Raw genomic sequence first — 16,870 nt, forward strand, 5'->3', positions numbered from 1 at the left:
TTTAAAGGTGATTAGAGTAAAATCTAACCACCTTTTTGTTTGGAAAAAAGAAGGAGGTAAAAATGCGAATAAATGATTTTCATAACATTTTGGAGCTTGTAAAACAAGATGTGCTTCAAAGTGAAGCAGAATATCTGAAGCTACTAAAGGTTGTCGGAAACAATCAGAGATATGACTTTAGAAGTCAGCTTAGTATCTATGATAGAAATCCTGAAGCGACAGCCTGTGCAAAGTTCGACTATTGGAGGGAACGATTTAACCGTACCGTTATGAGAGGTAAAAAGGGTATCCCAATTTTGGAGGACTACGGCACATACAAGAAGGTGGACTATATCTTTGATATAAGCCAGACGGTTTCAAGAAACAGGGATGTCAATGAGGTCAATCTTTGGAGATTTGATAAGGAAGCTCATAGGGATGTCTTAAAGGAAATGATAAAAAATGAGGGCTATGAGGAAAGTGAAAGCACCTTAGAAAATATCTTTTCTTTAAGCAGGCTTTACGGAGATGAAAAGATAGACAGTCTTATGAACGAACTTAGAGTAGCGGATGAGGATAGAATATCCTTTACCAAGTTTGTAAGGGACTCGGTAAGCTATGCGGTAGCGTCAAGATTTAAGTTAGATTATTCGATAGATTATGAGCTTTTAAGAGAGAATTTTCAAAGACTTGACAGCATATCTCTAATGAGTCTTGGTGAAAGCGTATCGGATATTAGCGGAAAGATTATTGATGCGACCATTCAGAAAAGTAAAGAGCTTGACAAAGAAGTTTTAAGAGGTAAAGAAGCAGGATATAATAAGATTAGAGAAGAAATTGAGGAGGTAGAAGAAAATGTACTTCGACGAGATGATCAGAAAAGAAATGAAAACGAGCGAGTTCTCCGAAATGGAGAGTACGGACGAGATAATAGAGAAAATCAGGGAGAATACACTAAACAGCTTGGAGGAACAGACGGATTTCATGAAAGAATTCCCGAATCCGATTTACGCAGTGATGAGACTCACTTATCTTTCAGAGAGCGAGGAGCAGAGCCATTTCGAGATGTTAGTGGATCTATACAAGGAGAAGAAGCTGACAGGACACCTGATGGATATTCAAAAACAAGCGATAGACTTTATGAGAGCGGAGAAGCCGAAACTGATGGCAGCTTGGAAGATAGAGGACGAAAACAACCCGCAGTATGGGGCAATGATTTCGGCTCTCAAAGAAGTGACCATAAAGGAAGTAGTGGAAATCTAAAAGAAAATACTGAAATAGAGATAAGAGAAGCTGATAAGGCTTCTTTTTCTTTGCCTGAAAATTCTTATGGACAGATGAGGCTTACTATTCCTCTTAATCAGAAAGATATAGACACTATCCTTATTAACGGAGGAAACCATGATGGCGGCAGACTTCCTATCATTGCTGAGTTTTCCAAAGAAAAAACAGTAGAAGAATTGGGAGAATACCTCAAAGATACCTTTAGAGGAGGAAACGGATTTTACATTGATGAAAGAGAAGTATCTTCCTGGTATTCGGATAAAGGTATTCATTTAGCTTATGGAACATCGGCAAGAGAAGATAATACACAAATTTTAAGCTGGAGTGATGCAGCAAGCAGAATAAAAGAGCTTCTTAATAGCGGTGAGTTTGCTACAAATGTAGAACTTTTAGAGGCACAGGACTATGAAAGGGATAGAATTTCAGAATCCTTATGGTATCTAACGCACGATTTAAGCGAAGAAGGAATAGAGCAAGGATATTTCAACTCTTTTGAAAGAGGTGGTGGCTTTCCGCAAGAAACGAAAAGATTATCTGAAGCATTAAAAAATCCTGAATATCTGAAAGAAACAATCAGGGAATACGAAAGATTTTTAGATGGATACAAAGAAAACAGAGATGTACTAAGGTTTCATTATCACAAGGTTGATAGCCTTTATCAAAGACTCAAGGAACTTGAGCTGCCACGAAAGGAATACAGTACCAATCTGACAGAACTTACGAAGGTAAAGCCTTTTATTACAGAAGATGAAGTCCTTGAAAGCCTTTCAAGAGGAAGCGGCGTTGATAGAGGAAAAGAACGAATCACCAAGTTTTTTAAAGAAAATCATACTTTGCAGGAAAAAGCCAATTTCCTAAAAGACGAATATGGAATCGGAGGACATTCCCATGCAATTTCAGGGGCAATGGGAAGTGATGAATGGCACGATGCAAAGGGACTTAAATTACAGAAAAATGATTGTAATGATGTGTTTCTTACTTGGACAAGTGTTGCAAAGCATATCGATGAGCGGCTTTCTAAAAATCTCTATCTTGAAGAAAAAGAAACAGGAAATAAGGCAGAAATAGAAAAAACAAAAGAACCACAATATTATTCCAAAGATTATCCTGAAAACTTAATGACAGATGAAATGCTTGAAAGAGTACCGGAGCTTTACGCACAGGAGGATGTAGCTTTAGCGGATAAGCAGGTTCATGCCGCATATATTATTCCCTTTAGAAGTAACTGGACTTGGTATATGACGGAGTATGACAGGGAAAGCGGCGATGCCTTTGGACTTGTGCTTGGGATTGAGCCTGAATGGGGATATTTTAATCTTGAGGAGTTGAAAGAACTAAACGCACAAAGGCTCATTTTAGAAGATTTTCCAAAGACCTTTAGAGAACTTAAAGATACAGAGCTTATAAAACAAATGGATGAGCAGGAGCTTCAGTTTGTCTTTAATGGAGAACTTAGCTTTGAAGATAAAGTAGGGCTTGAAGCACCTGAAGAAACAGAAGAAGCTACAAAGCGTGGCACAGTTCAAGCTACCTTATTTGATTACCTCAAAGAAAGAGAAGAAGTAGAGCTGAATGAAAAAGAGGACAGACTTTTAGAAGAGTTTGCAGTTAAAGCAGGCGATACCGTCTATTTTAATCATGAAGAATATAAAGTCAGAGAAATTTCTAAAAATGAAATCACAGGAAGATATGATTTGTGGCTTGATCCTAATAGATCCGGCAATCATCAGATACCAATTGTAGCTTTTGAAGATAATGAGGACTTGCTGAATAAAATAAGTCTTGAAAGACCGCACTTTATTGTCGGTGATGAAGTTAAATACAAGGACAAAGATCATACCATCACACGCTTTGATGATATGGGAAAGAACCTAAATACGGTAACGGTGAAGGACAACACCGAGTATTTTGGCGGGATGATAACAGGCTCCGATGTCATTCCTTATCGTATGGAAAGCGACCTTGAGAGGGTATTTGAAAACCTGACATATAAACTGCCAGAGCAGACTACTGAAGAAACTCAAACAAGGAAAGCGGAAGCTCATAACTTTAAAATTACAGAAGAAACGCTCCCTGAAAAGTTATCTCCAAGCGAAAGACTGAATAGCAACCTTGAAGCAATCTCTATGTTAAATAGAATTGAAAGAGGTGAGAGAGATTTAGATATTAACGCTCAGGAAGTCCTTTCAAAGTATGTCGGCTGGGGCGGACTTGCTGATGTGTTTGATGAGAGCAAGGAGGGACAGTGGAAAGAAGCAAGAAGTTTCTTAAAGGAAAATTTATCACCATCTGAATATGAAGCTGCAAGAGAGTCTACCCTAACAGCTTTTTACACACCGAAAACAGTGATTGACAGCGTATATAAGACGCTTGCAGGTATGGGATTTAAGAGCGGTAATATATTAGAGCCAAGTATGGGAGTTGGAAACTTTATCGGAAATCTTCCTGATGAAATGAGTAAGTCAAAGTTTTACGGTGTTGAACTTGACTCTGCAAGCGGTCGAATTGGAAAGCTGTTATACCCTGAAAGTGATATACAGATTAAGGGGTTTGAAGAAACTTCCTTTTCCAATAACTTCTTTGATGCGATTATCGGCAATGTACCCTTTGGAGAATACAAGGTAAATGACAGGGAGTATAACAAAAATAACTTCCTTATCCATGATTATTTCTTTGCCAAGTCCATTGATAAAGTAAGAAACGGCGGTATTATTGCCTTTATTACATCAAGCGGAACGATGGATAAAAAGGACGAAAGTGTAAGACGCTACCTTGCAGCAAGAGCAGAGTTTTTAGGGGCAATCAGACTTCCAAATGATACCTTTAAGGGAGTTGCCGGAACGGAAGTAACATCGGACATTATTTTCCTAAAGAAAAGAGATAGTATCAGAGAAAGGGATGAGGACTGGATACACCTTGCTGAAGATGAAAATGGTCTTACCTATAACAAATATTTTGTAGATCATCCTGAACAGGTACTCGGCACAATGCGTGAAGTTTCAGGAAGATTTGGAAACACCCTTGCTTGTCTACCGAAAGAAAATGCCGACTTAAAAGAGCTTCTGACAAAAGCAAGCGAAGAAATCTCTAAAGAGGCAAAGTATGAAGAAATAGAGCTTTTAGATGATGAAATTACTTCAGTTCCTGCAACGGATGATGTCAAAAACTTTTCCTATACCGTTATTGATGATGAAGTCTATTACAGAGAAAACTCCCTATTTGTAAAGAAAGAAGTAACGGAGAAAAATAAGGAAAAGATTAAGGACTATCTTGAACTGAATACTGCCCTTAAAGATGTTATCTACAAGCAGAAAGAGGACTATTCCGATGATGAGGTAAAGAAAGCTCAAGAAAAGCTCAATGAAGTCTATGACAACTTTTCAAAGAAGCATGGCTTTATAAATAATTTAAGCAATACCAGAGCCTTAAAAGAGGATAGCAATTTCCCTCTTGTATCTTCCATTGAAATTCTTGATGAAGAAGAAAACTTTAAGGCTAAGGGAGATATTTTTTCAAAAAGAACAATCACAAAGGCAAAAGTTATCGACCATGTGGACACTTCCCTTGAAGCTCTTGTCTTATCAGTATCTGAAAAAGGCTATGTGGATTTTGAGTATATGGAAAGCCTTACAGGTAAAGACAGACCAACTTTGATAGAAGAACTTAGAGGAGAAATTTATCTAAATATCAGAGAAGAACAAAACTTTTATAGACCATTATCCTTTAACCCCGAAGATGGAGATTTGCCTTTCGCTTGTGCAAACGGTAGTAATTCATATAAGTACGGCTATGTAACAAAGGATGAGTACCTAAACGGAAATATTAGAGATAAGATTGCCATTGTAGACAGCTACCTTGCAAAGCTAAGACAGACCGAAAGAGAGTTACCTCATCTTGGCTATGCGGAAGATGGCAAAGAAAAAGAGCTGATAAGCTATGAGATGAACCGTTTGGAATACCAAAAGGCAGAGCTTACAAAAGTTCTTCCAAAGGAGCTTGAAGCAAGTGAAATCAATGTAAGACTCGGAGCTACTTGGATACCGATTAAGGATATAGAAAAATTCATCTTTGAAACGCTTAAAACTCCGGGATATGCCAAATGGGATATTAAGGTTAAATTTTCAAACCTCACAAGTGAATGGAATGTAGAAGGCAAAAGCAGGGATAGAGGAAATGATCTTGCGGAAATGACCTACGGTACATCAAGGGTAAATGCCTATAAGCTGATTGAGGATGCCCTAAATTTAAAAGAAACAAAGGTATTTGACCAGATTGTAAATTCGGACGGCTCAAAAACTTCTGTGCTAAATAAAAAAGAAACGCTTCTTGCAGGACAGAAGCAGGAGCTTCTAAAAGAAGAATTTAAGAATTGGATATTTAGTGATCAGGAAAGAAGAAACAGGCTTGTAAAGCTATATAATGAGCGTTTTAACTCCATCCGTAACAGAGAATATGACGGAAGTAACCTTTCTTTTGAGGGAATGACCACAGAAATTGATTTAAGATCTCATCAAAGAAATGCCATAGCAAGAAGCCTTTATGGAGGAAATACCCTCCTTGCTCATGTGGTAGGAAGCGGTAAGACCTTTGAGATGGTGGCTTCCGCAATGGAAAGTAAAAGACTTGGAATGTGCAGTAAATCTCTTTTTGTCGTTCCGAATCACTTGACAGGGCAAATCGGCAGAGAGTTTATGCAGCTATATCCATCCGCTAATATTATGGTGGCAGATAAGAAAGATTTTGAGCCGAAAAACAGAAAAAGATTTATCGGCAAAATTGCCACAGGAGAGTATGATGCCGTTGTCATCGGGCATACGCAGTTTGAAAAAATCCCGATGAGTAAGGAATATCAAGAGAAGCATATTCAGGATCAGATTGATGAAATCATAAATTATGTTGAGGAATATAAGCATGACAGAAATCAGAACTTTACGGTAAAACAGCTTGAAAAGACAAAGAAAAAGTTGGAAACAAGGCTTGAAAAATTAAATGATGATTTTAAGAAAGATGATGTCATTACCTTTGAGGAACTGGGTGTAGATAAGCTATTTGTGGATGAAGCACACAATTACAAAAATCTCTATCTATACACAAAAATGAGGAATGTAGCAGGTATCGGTCAAAGTGAAGCATTTAAGTCCTCCGATATGTTTATGAAGTGTAGATATATGGATGAAATGACGGGTGGAAAAGGTATTGTATTTGCCACAGGAACGCCTGTATCAAATTCTATGACGGAGCTTTATACTATGCAGCGTTATCTTCAGTACGAAAGCCTTAAAAAGAATAATTTAGAGCATTTTGACTCTTGGGCTTCTACCTTTGGGGAAACACAGTCTGCCTTTGAACTTTCTCCTGAAGGTACAGGGTATAGAGTAAAGACAAGATTTTCCAAGTTCTATAACCTTCCGGAGCTTATGTCTATGTTCAAGGAGGTTGCAGATATTCAGACAGCAGATATGCTCAATCTTCCAACACCTGAAGCACACTATGAAGTTATTAAAACTTTGCCAAGTGAGGAGCAAAAGGAAATCCTAAAGAGCCTTTCTGAAAGAGCTGATGATGTAAGAAATAGGGTGGTTGAGCCGGATGAAGATAATATGCTTAAAATCACGAATGACGGTAAGAAACTTGCTTTAGATCAGCGTTTAATCAATCCCCTACTTCCTGATAATCCTGACAGTAAGGTTAATGTATGTGTAAAAAATGTGTTTGCCATTTGGGATAAGACAAAAGAAGATAGGTCCACACAGCTACTATTTTCCGATATGTCCACACCAAAGGGTGATGATAGTTTTAACATTTATGATGATATTAGAGATAAACTTGTAGATTTAGGGATACCAAAGGAAGAAATTGCCTTTATCCATGAAGCAAACTCCGACAAACAAAAAGATGAACTCTTTGCAAAGGTAAGAAAAGGAGATGTGAGGATATTACTCGGCTCTACTCAGAAGATGGGAGCAGGTACGAATGTCCAAAACAAGTTGATTGCACTTCATGACCTCGATGTCCCTTGGCGTCCTGCCGATTTAGAGCAGCGTGCAGGTAGAATTGTAAGACAGGGCAATGAAAATAAAGAGGTTAATATCTATCGTTATGTTACAGAGAATACCTTTGATGCTTATCTTTGGCAGACCATAGAAAATAAGCAGAAATTCATTTCTCAGATTATGACCAGTAAAACACCTGTCAGAGTGGCAGAAGATGTGGATGAAAGCAGTCTTAACTATGCAGAGATTAAGGCACTTGCAACAGGTGATCCAAAAATCAAGGAAAAGATGGATCTGGATAATGAGGTTACAAAACTTAAAATGCTGGAAGCAAACTTCAAGTCCAATCGTTACAGGTTAGAGGATAAGGTCGCAAAAAACTATCCGGAAGAAATCGCAAGGACGGAAAAACTCATTGAAGCTGTAAAGAAAGATATGGCAAATGTAGAACCTAAAGCAGAGGGTGAGGAAAAGTTTACTTCGATTACCATAAAAGGCGAGAAAATATTTGATAAAAAGGTCGCAGGAGAAAAGCTACTTGAAGCTATCAAAGCTGTAAAAATCAATGAAAGTAAGATGATAGGAAAGTATAGAAATATGGGCTTAGAGGTAAGTTATAATTTCTTTACCAATGCCCATGACTTTAGCTTAAACGGTGCTGCAAAGCATTCAGGAGAGCTTGGCACAAGTGCAGACGGTAATATCATAAGACTGGATAATGCCCTTGAGAAAATGCCTGAAAAACTGAAAAGACTGGAGGAGAAGCTCACAAGCACAAAAGAGCAGATCGAAAATGCTAAAGAAGAACTCAAAAAGCCTTTTGAAAAAGCTGATGAACTAAAGAATAAGGTATTAAGACTTGCAGAACTGAATAAGCTCCTTGATATGGGAGAAGTGGAAGAAAAGAGAAATGATAATCCGCTTATAGAAGATGTAAAAAGAGCAATCATTGACTTCTGTAATAGAGAGTACGAAGAAAATCATAGCTATGATGAATTTAATACCTTGTACCCTGATTTGAAGCATATAGGCATCGCCTATACCAATACACCCGATGAAAGGCATGGTATTCAGTATGAACTGAATTTAGAGGATAAGACATGGACTCAGTATATTGATGACACGCCAATCAAAACAGAGAGCTTTGATTACGAAAATAAGGGAGAAAATGAAGCTCTAAAGAATATGAAAAATGAAATAGAAATGTCCTCTTTTAGTGATTTAGTTTATGTTGATTCCGAAGATTTAAGAGCAGCAACGGGACTCGATATTGATGATGAAGGAAACTTCTATGATCCACTTGCAAAAGACCTCGATAATGACGGTATTCCGGATAGATATGATAATGACTTTAAGGACAGTGATTATTTTGAGTCAACCTATGATGTGGAGAACAATTTTCATATCAAAGAAGAAAACACACAAAAATCAGAGGATAAGCCGTCCATTTTAGATCAGATAAGAGCCTATCAAAATGAAAGTAAAACAGAAGAAAAGCAAAAAACAAAAGAACAGGAAATTTTAAGATAAGGGGAGGGCAATCTCCCTTTTGCCATGAAAGGAGATAAAAACATGGATTACAAAGCAATGAGAAATCAAATAGAAGATATGGTAAATGATAACCACAAGGACTTTGTAAAGGCGATTATAAGCATGGAAAAAGGCATCAATGATGAAAGTGCTTTGGACAAGCTATATGACGCTTATATGGACAATGACACCGTTAATTTACTGCATGAGGAATTTGATTACATGATTGAAGATTTAAGAGAACAGGGGCAGATTAAAGATCTTCCTTATGTTCAAGAGGAGAAAGATAATCTTGTCAATATCGTTGGAAATATTGTAGGAAAGATCGATGTAGTTGAAAGAGAAAATAAGAACGGCGAAGCCTTTCAAGTAGTAAACTTCTCTGTAGTATCTAAAGATGATGAGGGCAATAAGGTATATCATAATTGCTCCGCATACGGAGAAAAGAGTGATATTCCAAAGGACTTTAAGCAGGGAGATTTTGTTAAGCTTTTTGGACAAATCAGAACTTCTGTTGATGACAACGGTAAAGAACATACCAACATCAGGGTACTTTCTTCAAAGCTCTTAAAGGCAAAAGAACAGATGAAAGGGCAAGAAGAAAAGAAAGGGTCTGTACTTGGAGCTATCAAAAAATATCAGGCTGAAGATAAGGAAAAGCCTAAAGAAAAGAAAGAAACATCAAAAGAAGCTGAGAGATAAACTTATGGTCGGTGTGGTCTTGGGACTGCACCGACTCTTTTTTTATTTGCGAAAAAAGGAGATAAAGATTATCTCTCCATCTCCTTACCCATATAAATTCCGTAATTTTTTCGTATCTTATAAAGCTCGTCCATAGTGGATTTTGAGGAAGAATACTCTTGCATAAGGCTATTCTTTTTTTCTTGTAATTTATCAAGCTCAGCTAAAATATCCTTTGAATTTGGGAGCTTGGAATAGGATTTTTTAAGCTCTGAGAGAGCACTTTCATATAGGGTAATCTGAGCTTTGTACTCTTCAAAAAATGCCTTGTCAGACGGATTAGCAGTATATTCCTTGTAGCACACTCTGTATTTTTTAACGGTATGAACTTGCTCCATAGTGGTGGAAAGCTTCTGCATTTCCTTATCAATAGCCTTGATTTTCTCTTGTATATTTTGCCTTTCATCGGCTGCTTTTTGAATATACTCGTCAAGCTGTTTAATGGATTTAATGCCATGTTCTCTGATATAAATAACAGACTCAGCCATTGTATGAAGGTTATGTTTGGTTGCCCAATATTCGTAGCCTTTGCTTTCCTTTACCTTTGCATTGGTGTTCATGTCAATAACATTGCCGATGCGTTTTTTGACGGCGGGAGTCTTGATAAACTCTCTTTCTGCAATTCGTTCTTTTAATCTTTCTTCGGTATAATCTTCTCCGATTGTTTTAGTCCTTGTAAATCTTGCCTTATTTTTTGGCTTAAAAGCAATGTGCTTACCGTATTTGATTTCATAGCCAAGATCAGCCATCTTCTTTAAAAATTCGTCCCAGTCCTTTGACTGTTTTATCATTCTGTCAATGTCAAATTGAAGTTTACTTTTCCAAGAAGTGCCTTGTTTTGCCTGTTCGTTTTCATACCAAGATTTACCGTTAATCTTATATTTTTTCTTATAGCTTTCGTAAAACTCGTCAATGACAGATAGGCTATTTTCTTTGCAGAGTTTATCACTCTGATAACGGATTTGGTGGTAGCTTTTCTTGTTAGACTGGTAGCACCTACCTGTTACCATATTTACATTATTGAAGATGATGTGATTGTGGATATGCCCCTTATCTACGTGAGTAGATAAGACAAATTCGTACTCATCTTTGAGTATCTTTTTACACAGCTCCATGCCAATCTGGTGTGCTATTTCAGGCGTAGTTTCTCCCGGTAAAAAGGATTGAATAAGATGCCTTGCAAGAACATTTCCCTTTGTTCCTGCATCATTTCGTGTCCTTAAAAATTGTGTATGGGCAGTTTCTTGATGGCATTTATGAGTGCTTACTAAAAGCTGCTCGTCTGTTTTATCTCCATTTACAATGTAGTCGATAGCAAGATTAAGAGTCGATTTTATTGGGTGTATTTTTGTAATAGCCATAAAAACTAATCATCTCCTGATGTTCTATTAAGAAGTAGTGAATGAATTTGCCATAACTCTTTTGAGAAATGTTCAATCTGCTTTTTCATATCGTTTATATCGTCTTTATAGATTATGCCTGTCGAATTTACTCGCTTTGCAATCTGATTGATGTTGTTTGTAGCGTTGGAAAGTAATCCTTGTAAATCTCGAAAAGGCTCTAAATCTACTTGATATATTTCCTTTTCTAAAACGCATTTGCGGATGAAATGGCTCATGTTTCTACACTTCGCAAGTCTTTTTTTCTCTGCAAAAAGAGCCTTTTCTTCTTCAGTTAGTTTAATTTCAAGTCTTTCGTTTCTTGTTCTATTTGCCATAGTTAGTTCCTCCTTTGAATGTATTTCGGGGTCTTAGGGTTCTCCCTAACAAGCTAAAAATTGATAAAAAAAGAAGCAGATCCCCAAGGGCTGCTTCGTCAATTTTCCGTAAGTGTCCGTACACTTACTGTGCTTGCTACAAAAGAATGATTAGGGAAGCAAGCATTAAGCAAATTTTAAATTTATAACAAAATTATATCATATTATCCTCAGCGGTTAAATATCTTGGTACACAGACCAAAGCAATGCAAGTGTTATAGTTCAGCCTGGAATTGAAAAAAATGAGGGTGACTGGAAGATTATAAAGCAAATCTTATTAACAATTAAAAGACCTGAAAAATAAAAGCTTATTAATCTTCAGGTTTTTACCTTGGTAAATAGGTTACAATTTACAGCTGTAATGTTTTAATTGTGTCTAAATCCTTTGTAACTATAGCCGTATCAAATCTTACTTCAAATAAAATCAAGGATTTTCCTGCATATTCTATAGTATCTTTATAATCCGGAATTTTAGCAATAAATTGCTCAGCAATATCAAAAATAGTTTTGGAACTTTTTTGAACTATCCCCTTAGCTTTAACATGTTCATTTCCTGAGTGAGGAATTGTGGTAAATGCCACATATGGATTTGATTTTATTTCTTTGATTTTGTCGTTTCCTTTAAAAGACGAAAAGTAAAGTATATTTTCAGCCGGCTCAAAATAAAAATTTACTATTCTCACATTTGGAACATTATTTACAGATGTTGCTAAAGCTATTTCTGTTTGTTCAGCCATAATTTTTAAAAATTCTGTTTTTGTATTCATTTCAGAAGACCTCCTTTTTTGGATGCTTTAATTATACAGAATAAAAGTATCAAATTCTGAAACCTTTAAAATTTAGCTACAAACTTAAAGAGATTTGATATAAGTCATATTATCTTCTATTTTTTTAATAATCAATTCTTTTAATTCAGGTGGATTAATTGAAATAATTTCTTTTCCAAAAATAGAAAAGTAGCTTGAGATAAAATCTTCCTCATTTTTGTTGTAGTATCCTTTGATAATCGGTGTATTGTTACACCAAATTAATGACATTGATGGATAATTTTCTTTTATAAATAAATCTACACCTTTTTTTGTTATATTTACTTCAAAATCAGTAGAATTCTTTTCTTTGAAATTAGTTTTTTTCAAAGTTTCAATTCTATAGTTGTCAACAGGCTCTTTATTTTCATTGATAGATAAAGAAAGAATTTTATCACAACGAAATACTTGCATTTTGTCATTATCATAATTATATGTTGTCACATACCATTGACCAAACGATGTAGATATATTCAAAAATTGTACAGTGTATTTATAATCATTATTTTTGCTTTTATAAGTAATATCACATACAGAATAGTTAATTGATAAATACAATATATCTTTCAAAAATGGACAATTATTCACTTGCTTTAACGATGCAAAGCTGAATACTGTTTCCATTCTGTCCAAATTCAGCTTATGTTCTTTAGAGATACAGGATTCAAATTTTAGTTTTAGTTTCTGTAGGTCTAAATCAAAAGGAGTAGATTGATACTCTTTTAGTGTCAGCATGGAGAAGTACATCGCATACATTTCATCAGTGGTAAAAATAATAGGTGAAAGTAATCGGTTTTTTAAAATTCCATATCGTCCATACCTGCCATGTTCCGAAAATATTGGCATTCCAATCTGTTCTAAAGATTGAACATCTCTAATTGCAGTGCTTCTTGAGATATTATATTTCTCCATCAAATCTGTTAAGTTAAAATAGCTCTTATTATTTAAATATATCATCATATCATTAAGTCGCTCTGATTTATTCATTCAAACATCTCCTCTAAACATAAAGGTGTCATATTTTGAAACCTATATACATTATACTATAAGTGAAAGAAAAATATGAGGTGAAAACAAATGGTCAGAAAATTATTTTTAACATCTTATTTTAAAGAAGTAGCTACTTTTCTTCCTGAATTTGCAGGTGAATTATATGAAAAAAAGATAGTGTTTATACCAACAGCAAGTAATGTTGAAAAAGTTAATTTCTTTGTGAATTCAGGAAAGAAAGCGTTAGAAAACTTAGGGGCGATTGTTGATGTACTAGATTTATCAACGGCAAATGAAAAGGAGATGAAAGCTAAGATAGCTGATAACGACATAATCTATATTACCGGCGGAAATACATTCTTTTTATTGCAGGAAATGAAGAGAACAGGTGCAGACGTACTAATTAAAAATGCAATAAATTCGGGGAAAATTTATATAGGGGAATCTGCGGGAGCAGTCATTACAGCTCCTAATATTGAATATATAAGTTCTATGGATAGTATAAAAAAAGCCCCCAATTTAAGTAATTATGAAGCACTTAGGATAGTAGATTTCTATACTGTTCCTCATTATTTGAATTCACCTTTTCAAAAAATAACAAGTAATATTGTAGAACAATATTCGACAAAATTAACCTTGCAACCAATAAGTAATAACGAGGTTGTTTTGGTGAAAGGTGATAAGTTAACGATTCTGAAAAAATAGTGTAGGAACTTTAGTGATATTTTATGGAGTACCCATGAGAGGAGTAAAAATGGATTAAACAGTAATGGAGGAATTTACAATGTATTATTCATGGTCTATTAATATTATGAAGATAGTTCATAGATCTTTTTGATACAGGAAAATATAATAAAAAATTAAATATAAAATCTTTTGAAAGATATAGCTTCTTTCATTTTAGAGGACTTCTTATGCCTATGTGCAGAAGTCCTCCTTTTTTGTCTAAAAACAAGCAGACAAAAAATAAATGGAGGAAATAAAATGCCAAAAGAATATTACCTTTATGTCAACGGACAAAGGGTTAAAGTCAGCGAGCAGATATATAAAGTCTACTGGCGAGAAAAAGAACACGAAAAGTATTTAGAGCAGGTGGACAAGAAAAACCACTTGCTCTTTTTTTCATCGTTGGATCATGACGGACACTTTATAGATAATATTGTTGATGAAAGTGTTGATGTAGAAAAGATTGTGGAAACACAAATGATGATTGAAGCAGTCAGAAGTGCTATATCAAGGCTCAATGCAGAAGAAAGAGATATTATTGAACGCTTGTATTTCAATGATGAAACTATTCGTTCAGTAGCAAAGCTCAAAAGTATTACACATCCAGCTTTAATCAAAAGAAGAAACAAAATTCTTGAAAAGCTGAAAAAAATTATCGAAGAACTTTAAAACTTCGGTAACCAAAGGGGTCAAATTTTCCTTATGTAAAGTGAAGGGGAGTTTGACCTCCTTTACTTTGATAAGAGATATAGCCTATTTATGCAAACAGGAAGATGTAAAGAAAATCCCTTTCAAATATTTGTTCTTTGACAACTGAATAGACCATGACGGGACTTTTAATTACTTAGTGAGCGTAAGAAATTTACGCCAAGACTTTCCTGCTGAAAAAATTCGGTTTAAATGAATACTGTCAAAGATAAGGATATAAGGAAACGAGCGATAAATAAATTTTCTTAAAGCAAAGAACAAGGATACTTTGTGAGCTATGACCTGAGTAATGATAATGATACTTCTTTAGTGAAAGCCGGCTCATCTTAACAGGGGCGGTGGTGAGATTCCAATGTTGCTGATCCAAAGCACCCGTCAATGTCATGAAACTTAGTCAGATAAGAAAGCTATAGATTGATTATATAAGAGTTTGAAGAAAGGGGGTGTGCCTGTGGATAGAGACTGGGATGGATTGGCTGATTTGATAGCAAATCTTATTACAAAGTATGCTGGTGTTTTAGATTTGGATGATCTGCCAGATCCAATACCAGTAAGTAATAACATTGAAAATGAAAATATTTTTGACATGGCAAAAACACAGATTGAGAAAAAGAAATAAAAGTGCTATAATATACTTGAGATATAAGTCCAAACTTTTTTAGAAACTATAAAGATATAGAGAAATATATTGAGGTTAATGCTATGTCAAAAGAAAAAATAAAAGTATACCTCTACACAAGAGTATCTACATCAATACAGATAGATGGCTATTCTTTAGAGGCACAAAAATCAAGAATGAAGGCTTTCGCTCTTTATAATGATTATGAAATTGTTGGAGAATACGAAGATGCAGGAAAGTCTGGAAAATCTATTGAGGGAAGAATACAGTTTACTCGCATGATGGAAGATATAAAATCCGGAAAGGATGGAGTATCTTTTGTTCTTGTGTTTAAGCTGTCAAGATTTGCAAGAAATGCTGCTGATGTTTTATCAACTCTACAAACAATGCAAGATTTTGGAGTCAATTTGATTTGTGTTGAGGATGGGATTGATTCATCTAAAGATGCAGGTAAATTGATGATTTCAGTTTTATCAGCTGTGGCTGAAATTGAAAGGGAAAATATTCGTGTTCAAACGATGGAAGGGCGTATTCAAAAGGCAAGAGAAGGCAAATGGAATGGAGGGTTTGCTCCTTACGGTTATCAACTGATTGATGGGAAATTGATAATCAATGAGGAAGAAGCAGTTGCGATACGAACTATTTTTGATCAGTATGTAAATACAACCATTGGAGCCAATGGACTTTCTAAATACTTAGAAAATCATGGTATAAGAAAAATTCCAAGACAAAATGGGAAAAATCCATTGTTCGACGCAGGTCTTATAAGAAAGATATTAAAAAACCCTGTATATAACGGGAAAATAGCCTTTGGAAGAAGAACTTTAGAAAAAGTTCATGGAACAAGAAATGAATATAAGCAAGTTGAACAAGATGAATATTTAATAGCTGAAGGTATTCATGAAGCTATAATTTCTGATGAGCTATGGCAAGCAGCTCAAGTTAAGTTAAAATCTCAAGCAAAGAAATATGAGCATGTGAATAAAGGGAAAGATACACGCACACATCTGCTTTCAGGAATTGTAAAATGTCCAATATGTGGAGTGGGAATGTTTGGAAACAAGTGTATTAAGAAAAAGAAAGATGGTACAAAGTATAAAGATTTTTATTACTATGGCTGTAAACATAGGCATATGATAAGAGGTCATAAATGTACTTACAATAAACAAATCAGAGAAGAATTGTTAGATGATGCAGTTGCTGAGGTAATTATAAAGATAGTAAGCAATCCCAAATTTGCTTCTATGATGCAAGAAAAAATTAACATGAAGGTAGATACCTCTGAAATAGAAAAAGAGATAGATAATTACCAGAAAGAATTGAGGAAGAGTCATTCTACGAAATTTAAGCTAATTGAGGAAATAGATAATTTGGATGCTGATGATAAGCACTACAAACGAAGAAAACAAGACTTAGACGATAGACTTTATCGTATGTATGATAAGATTGAAGACTTAGAATCATTGTTAATTGATGCGAAAGCAAAGAAACAAACTATTGAAGCTGAGAAACTTACAGGAGATAACATATATAAGATTTTGATCTATTTTGATAAACTTTACAAGGTAATGAATGATGTAGAGCGTAGACAGTTAATTACAGCTTTGATTTCTGAAATTCAAATTTATGAAGAGAAGCAACCAAATGGACAATGGCTAAAATCCATTACTTTTAAGCTACCTATCATTGATGAGGATCTAAATATAAGTTTGGACAATGATGAGCATGTTGAGTGTGT

General features: G+C 35.2%; 10 protein-coding genes. 6 read left to right on the forward strand and 4 right to left on the reverse strand.

The genetic code is table 11. The features are described 5' to 3' along the window. The first annotated feature begins 62 nt into the window (after nt 1-62). Both PCY17_RS11370 and PCY17_RS11375 read left to right on the forward strand, forming a co-directional pair. On the forward strand, nt 63-8,786 hold the full coding sequence (locus PCY17_RS11370; RefSeq protein WP_301395595.1) for a helicase-related protein: 8,724 nt from the start codon (nt 63-65) through the stop codon (nt 8,784-8,786). A gap of 42 nt (nt 8,787-8,828) precedes the next feature. Further along, nucleotides 8,829-9,488 carry a DNA-binding protein gene (locus PCY17_RS11375; RefSeq protein ID WP_247937020.1) on the forward strand — a complete coding sequence of 220 codons (660 nt, stop codon included), beginning with the start codon at nt 8,829-8,831 and terminating at the stop codon, nt 9,486-9,488. A 68-nt stretch (nt 9,489-9,556) separates the two neighbouring features. Here PCY17_RS11375 and PCY17_RS11380 read toward each other — a convergent pair whose 3' ends face one another. From PCY17_RS11380 to PCY17_RS11395, 4 genes are all read right to left on the reverse strand, one after another. Then, nucleotides 9,557-10,888 carry a relaxase/mobilization nuclease domain-containing protein gene (locus tag PCY17_RS11380; RefSeq protein ID WP_247937021.1) on the reverse strand — a complete coding sequence of 444 codons (1,332 nt, stop codon included), beginning with the start codon at nt 10,886-10,888 and terminating at the stop codon, nt 9,557-9,559. Nucleotides 10,889-10,893: 5 nt separating this feature from the next. Continuing rightward, nucleotides 10,894-11,244 carry a plasmid mobilization relaxosome protein MobC gene (gene mobC / locus PCY17_RS11385; RefSeq protein ID WP_247937022.1) on the reverse strand — a complete coding sequence of 117 codons (351 nt, stop codon included), beginning with the start codon at nt 11,242-11,244 and terminating at the stop codon, nt 10,894-10,896. Between the two features lie 389 nt (nt 11,245-11,633). After that, nucleotides 11,634-12,050: a pyridoxamine 5'-phosphate oxidase family protein gene (locus PCY17_RS11390; protein ID WP_003042823.1), complete on the reverse strand. Its 417-nt coding sequence runs from the start codon at nt 12,048-12,050 to the stop codon at nt 11,634-11,636. A gap of 84 nt (nt 12,051-12,134) precedes the next feature. Continuing rightward, a complete protein-coding gene (locus PCY17_RS11395; protein ID WP_247937023.1) occupies nt 12,135-13,076 on the reverse strand; it encodes a YafY family protein in 942 nt (313 codons plus the stop codon). A 90-nt stretch (nt 13,077-13,166) separates the two neighbouring features. Between PCY17_RS11395 and PCY17_RS11400 the strand changes: the two genes are divergently transcribed. The 4 genes from PCY17_RS11400 to PCY17_RS11415 form a co-directional block, all read left to right on the forward strand. Next, nucleotides 13,167-13,784, forward strand: a complete 618-nt coding sequence (locus tag PCY17_RS11400) for a peptidase E (RefSeq protein ID WP_247937024.1) — start codon at nt 13,167-13,169, stop codon at nt 13,782-13,784. 279 nt (nt 13,785-14,063) lie between these two features. After that, complete coding sequence (locus tag PCY17_RS11405; RefSeq protein ID WP_301395598.1) at nt 14,064-14,474, forward strand: sigma-70 family RNA polymerase sigma factor; 411 nt, start codon at nt 14,064-14,066, stop codon at nt 14,472-14,474. Between the two features lie 490 nt (nt 14,475-14,964). Next, complete coding sequence (locus PCY17_RS11410) at nt 14,965-15,132, forward strand: hypothetical protein (protein ID WP_009643544.1); 168 nt, start codon at nt 14,965-14,967, stop codon at nt 15,130-15,132. An 83-nt stretch (nt 15,133-15,215) separates the two neighbouring features. Next, nucleotides 15,216-16,870: recombinase family protein (locus PCY17_RS11415; protein ID WP_301395601.1), on the forward strand; the 1,655-nt coding region annotated here is incomplete at its 3' end.

The organism is Streptococcus sp. SO2, from assembly GCF_030440025.1.

What these genes read in the sequence shown, in the direction of transcription:
- PCY17_RS11395 (WP_247937023.1), bottom strand. Translation starts at nt 13,076, where the DNA reads ATGAATAAATCAGAGCGACTTAATGATATGATGATATATTTAAATAAT.
- PCY17_RS11375 (WP_247937020.1), top strand. Translation starts at nt 8,829, where the DNA reads ATGGATTACAAAGCAATGAGAAATCAAATAGAAGATATGGTAAATGAT.
- PCY17_RS11370 (WP_301395595.1), top strand. Translation starts at nt 63, where the DNA reads ATGCGAATAAATGATTTTCATAACATTTTGGAGCTTGTAAAACAAGAT.
- PCY17_RS11405 (WP_301395598.1), top strand. Translation starts at nt 14,064, where the DNA reads ATGCCAAAAGAATATTACCTTTATGTCAACGGACAAAGGGTTAAAGTC.
- PCY17_RS11400 (WP_247937024.1), top strand. Translation starts at nt 13,167, where the DNA reads ATGGTCAGAAAATTATTTTTAACATCTTATTTTAAAGAAGTAGCTACT.
- PCY17_RS11380 (WP_247937021.1), bottom strand. Translation starts at nt 10,888, where the DNA reads ATGGCTATTACAAAAATACACCCAATAAAATCGACTCTTAATCTTGCT.
- mobC (WP_247937022.1), bottom strand. Translation starts at nt 11,244, where the DNA reads ATGGCAAATAGAACAAGAAACGAAAGACTTGAAATTAAACTAACTGAA.
- PCY17_RS11390 (WP_003042823.1), bottom strand. Translation starts at nt 12,050, where the DNA reads ATGAATACAAAAACAGAATTTTTAAAAATTATGGCTGAACAAACAGAA.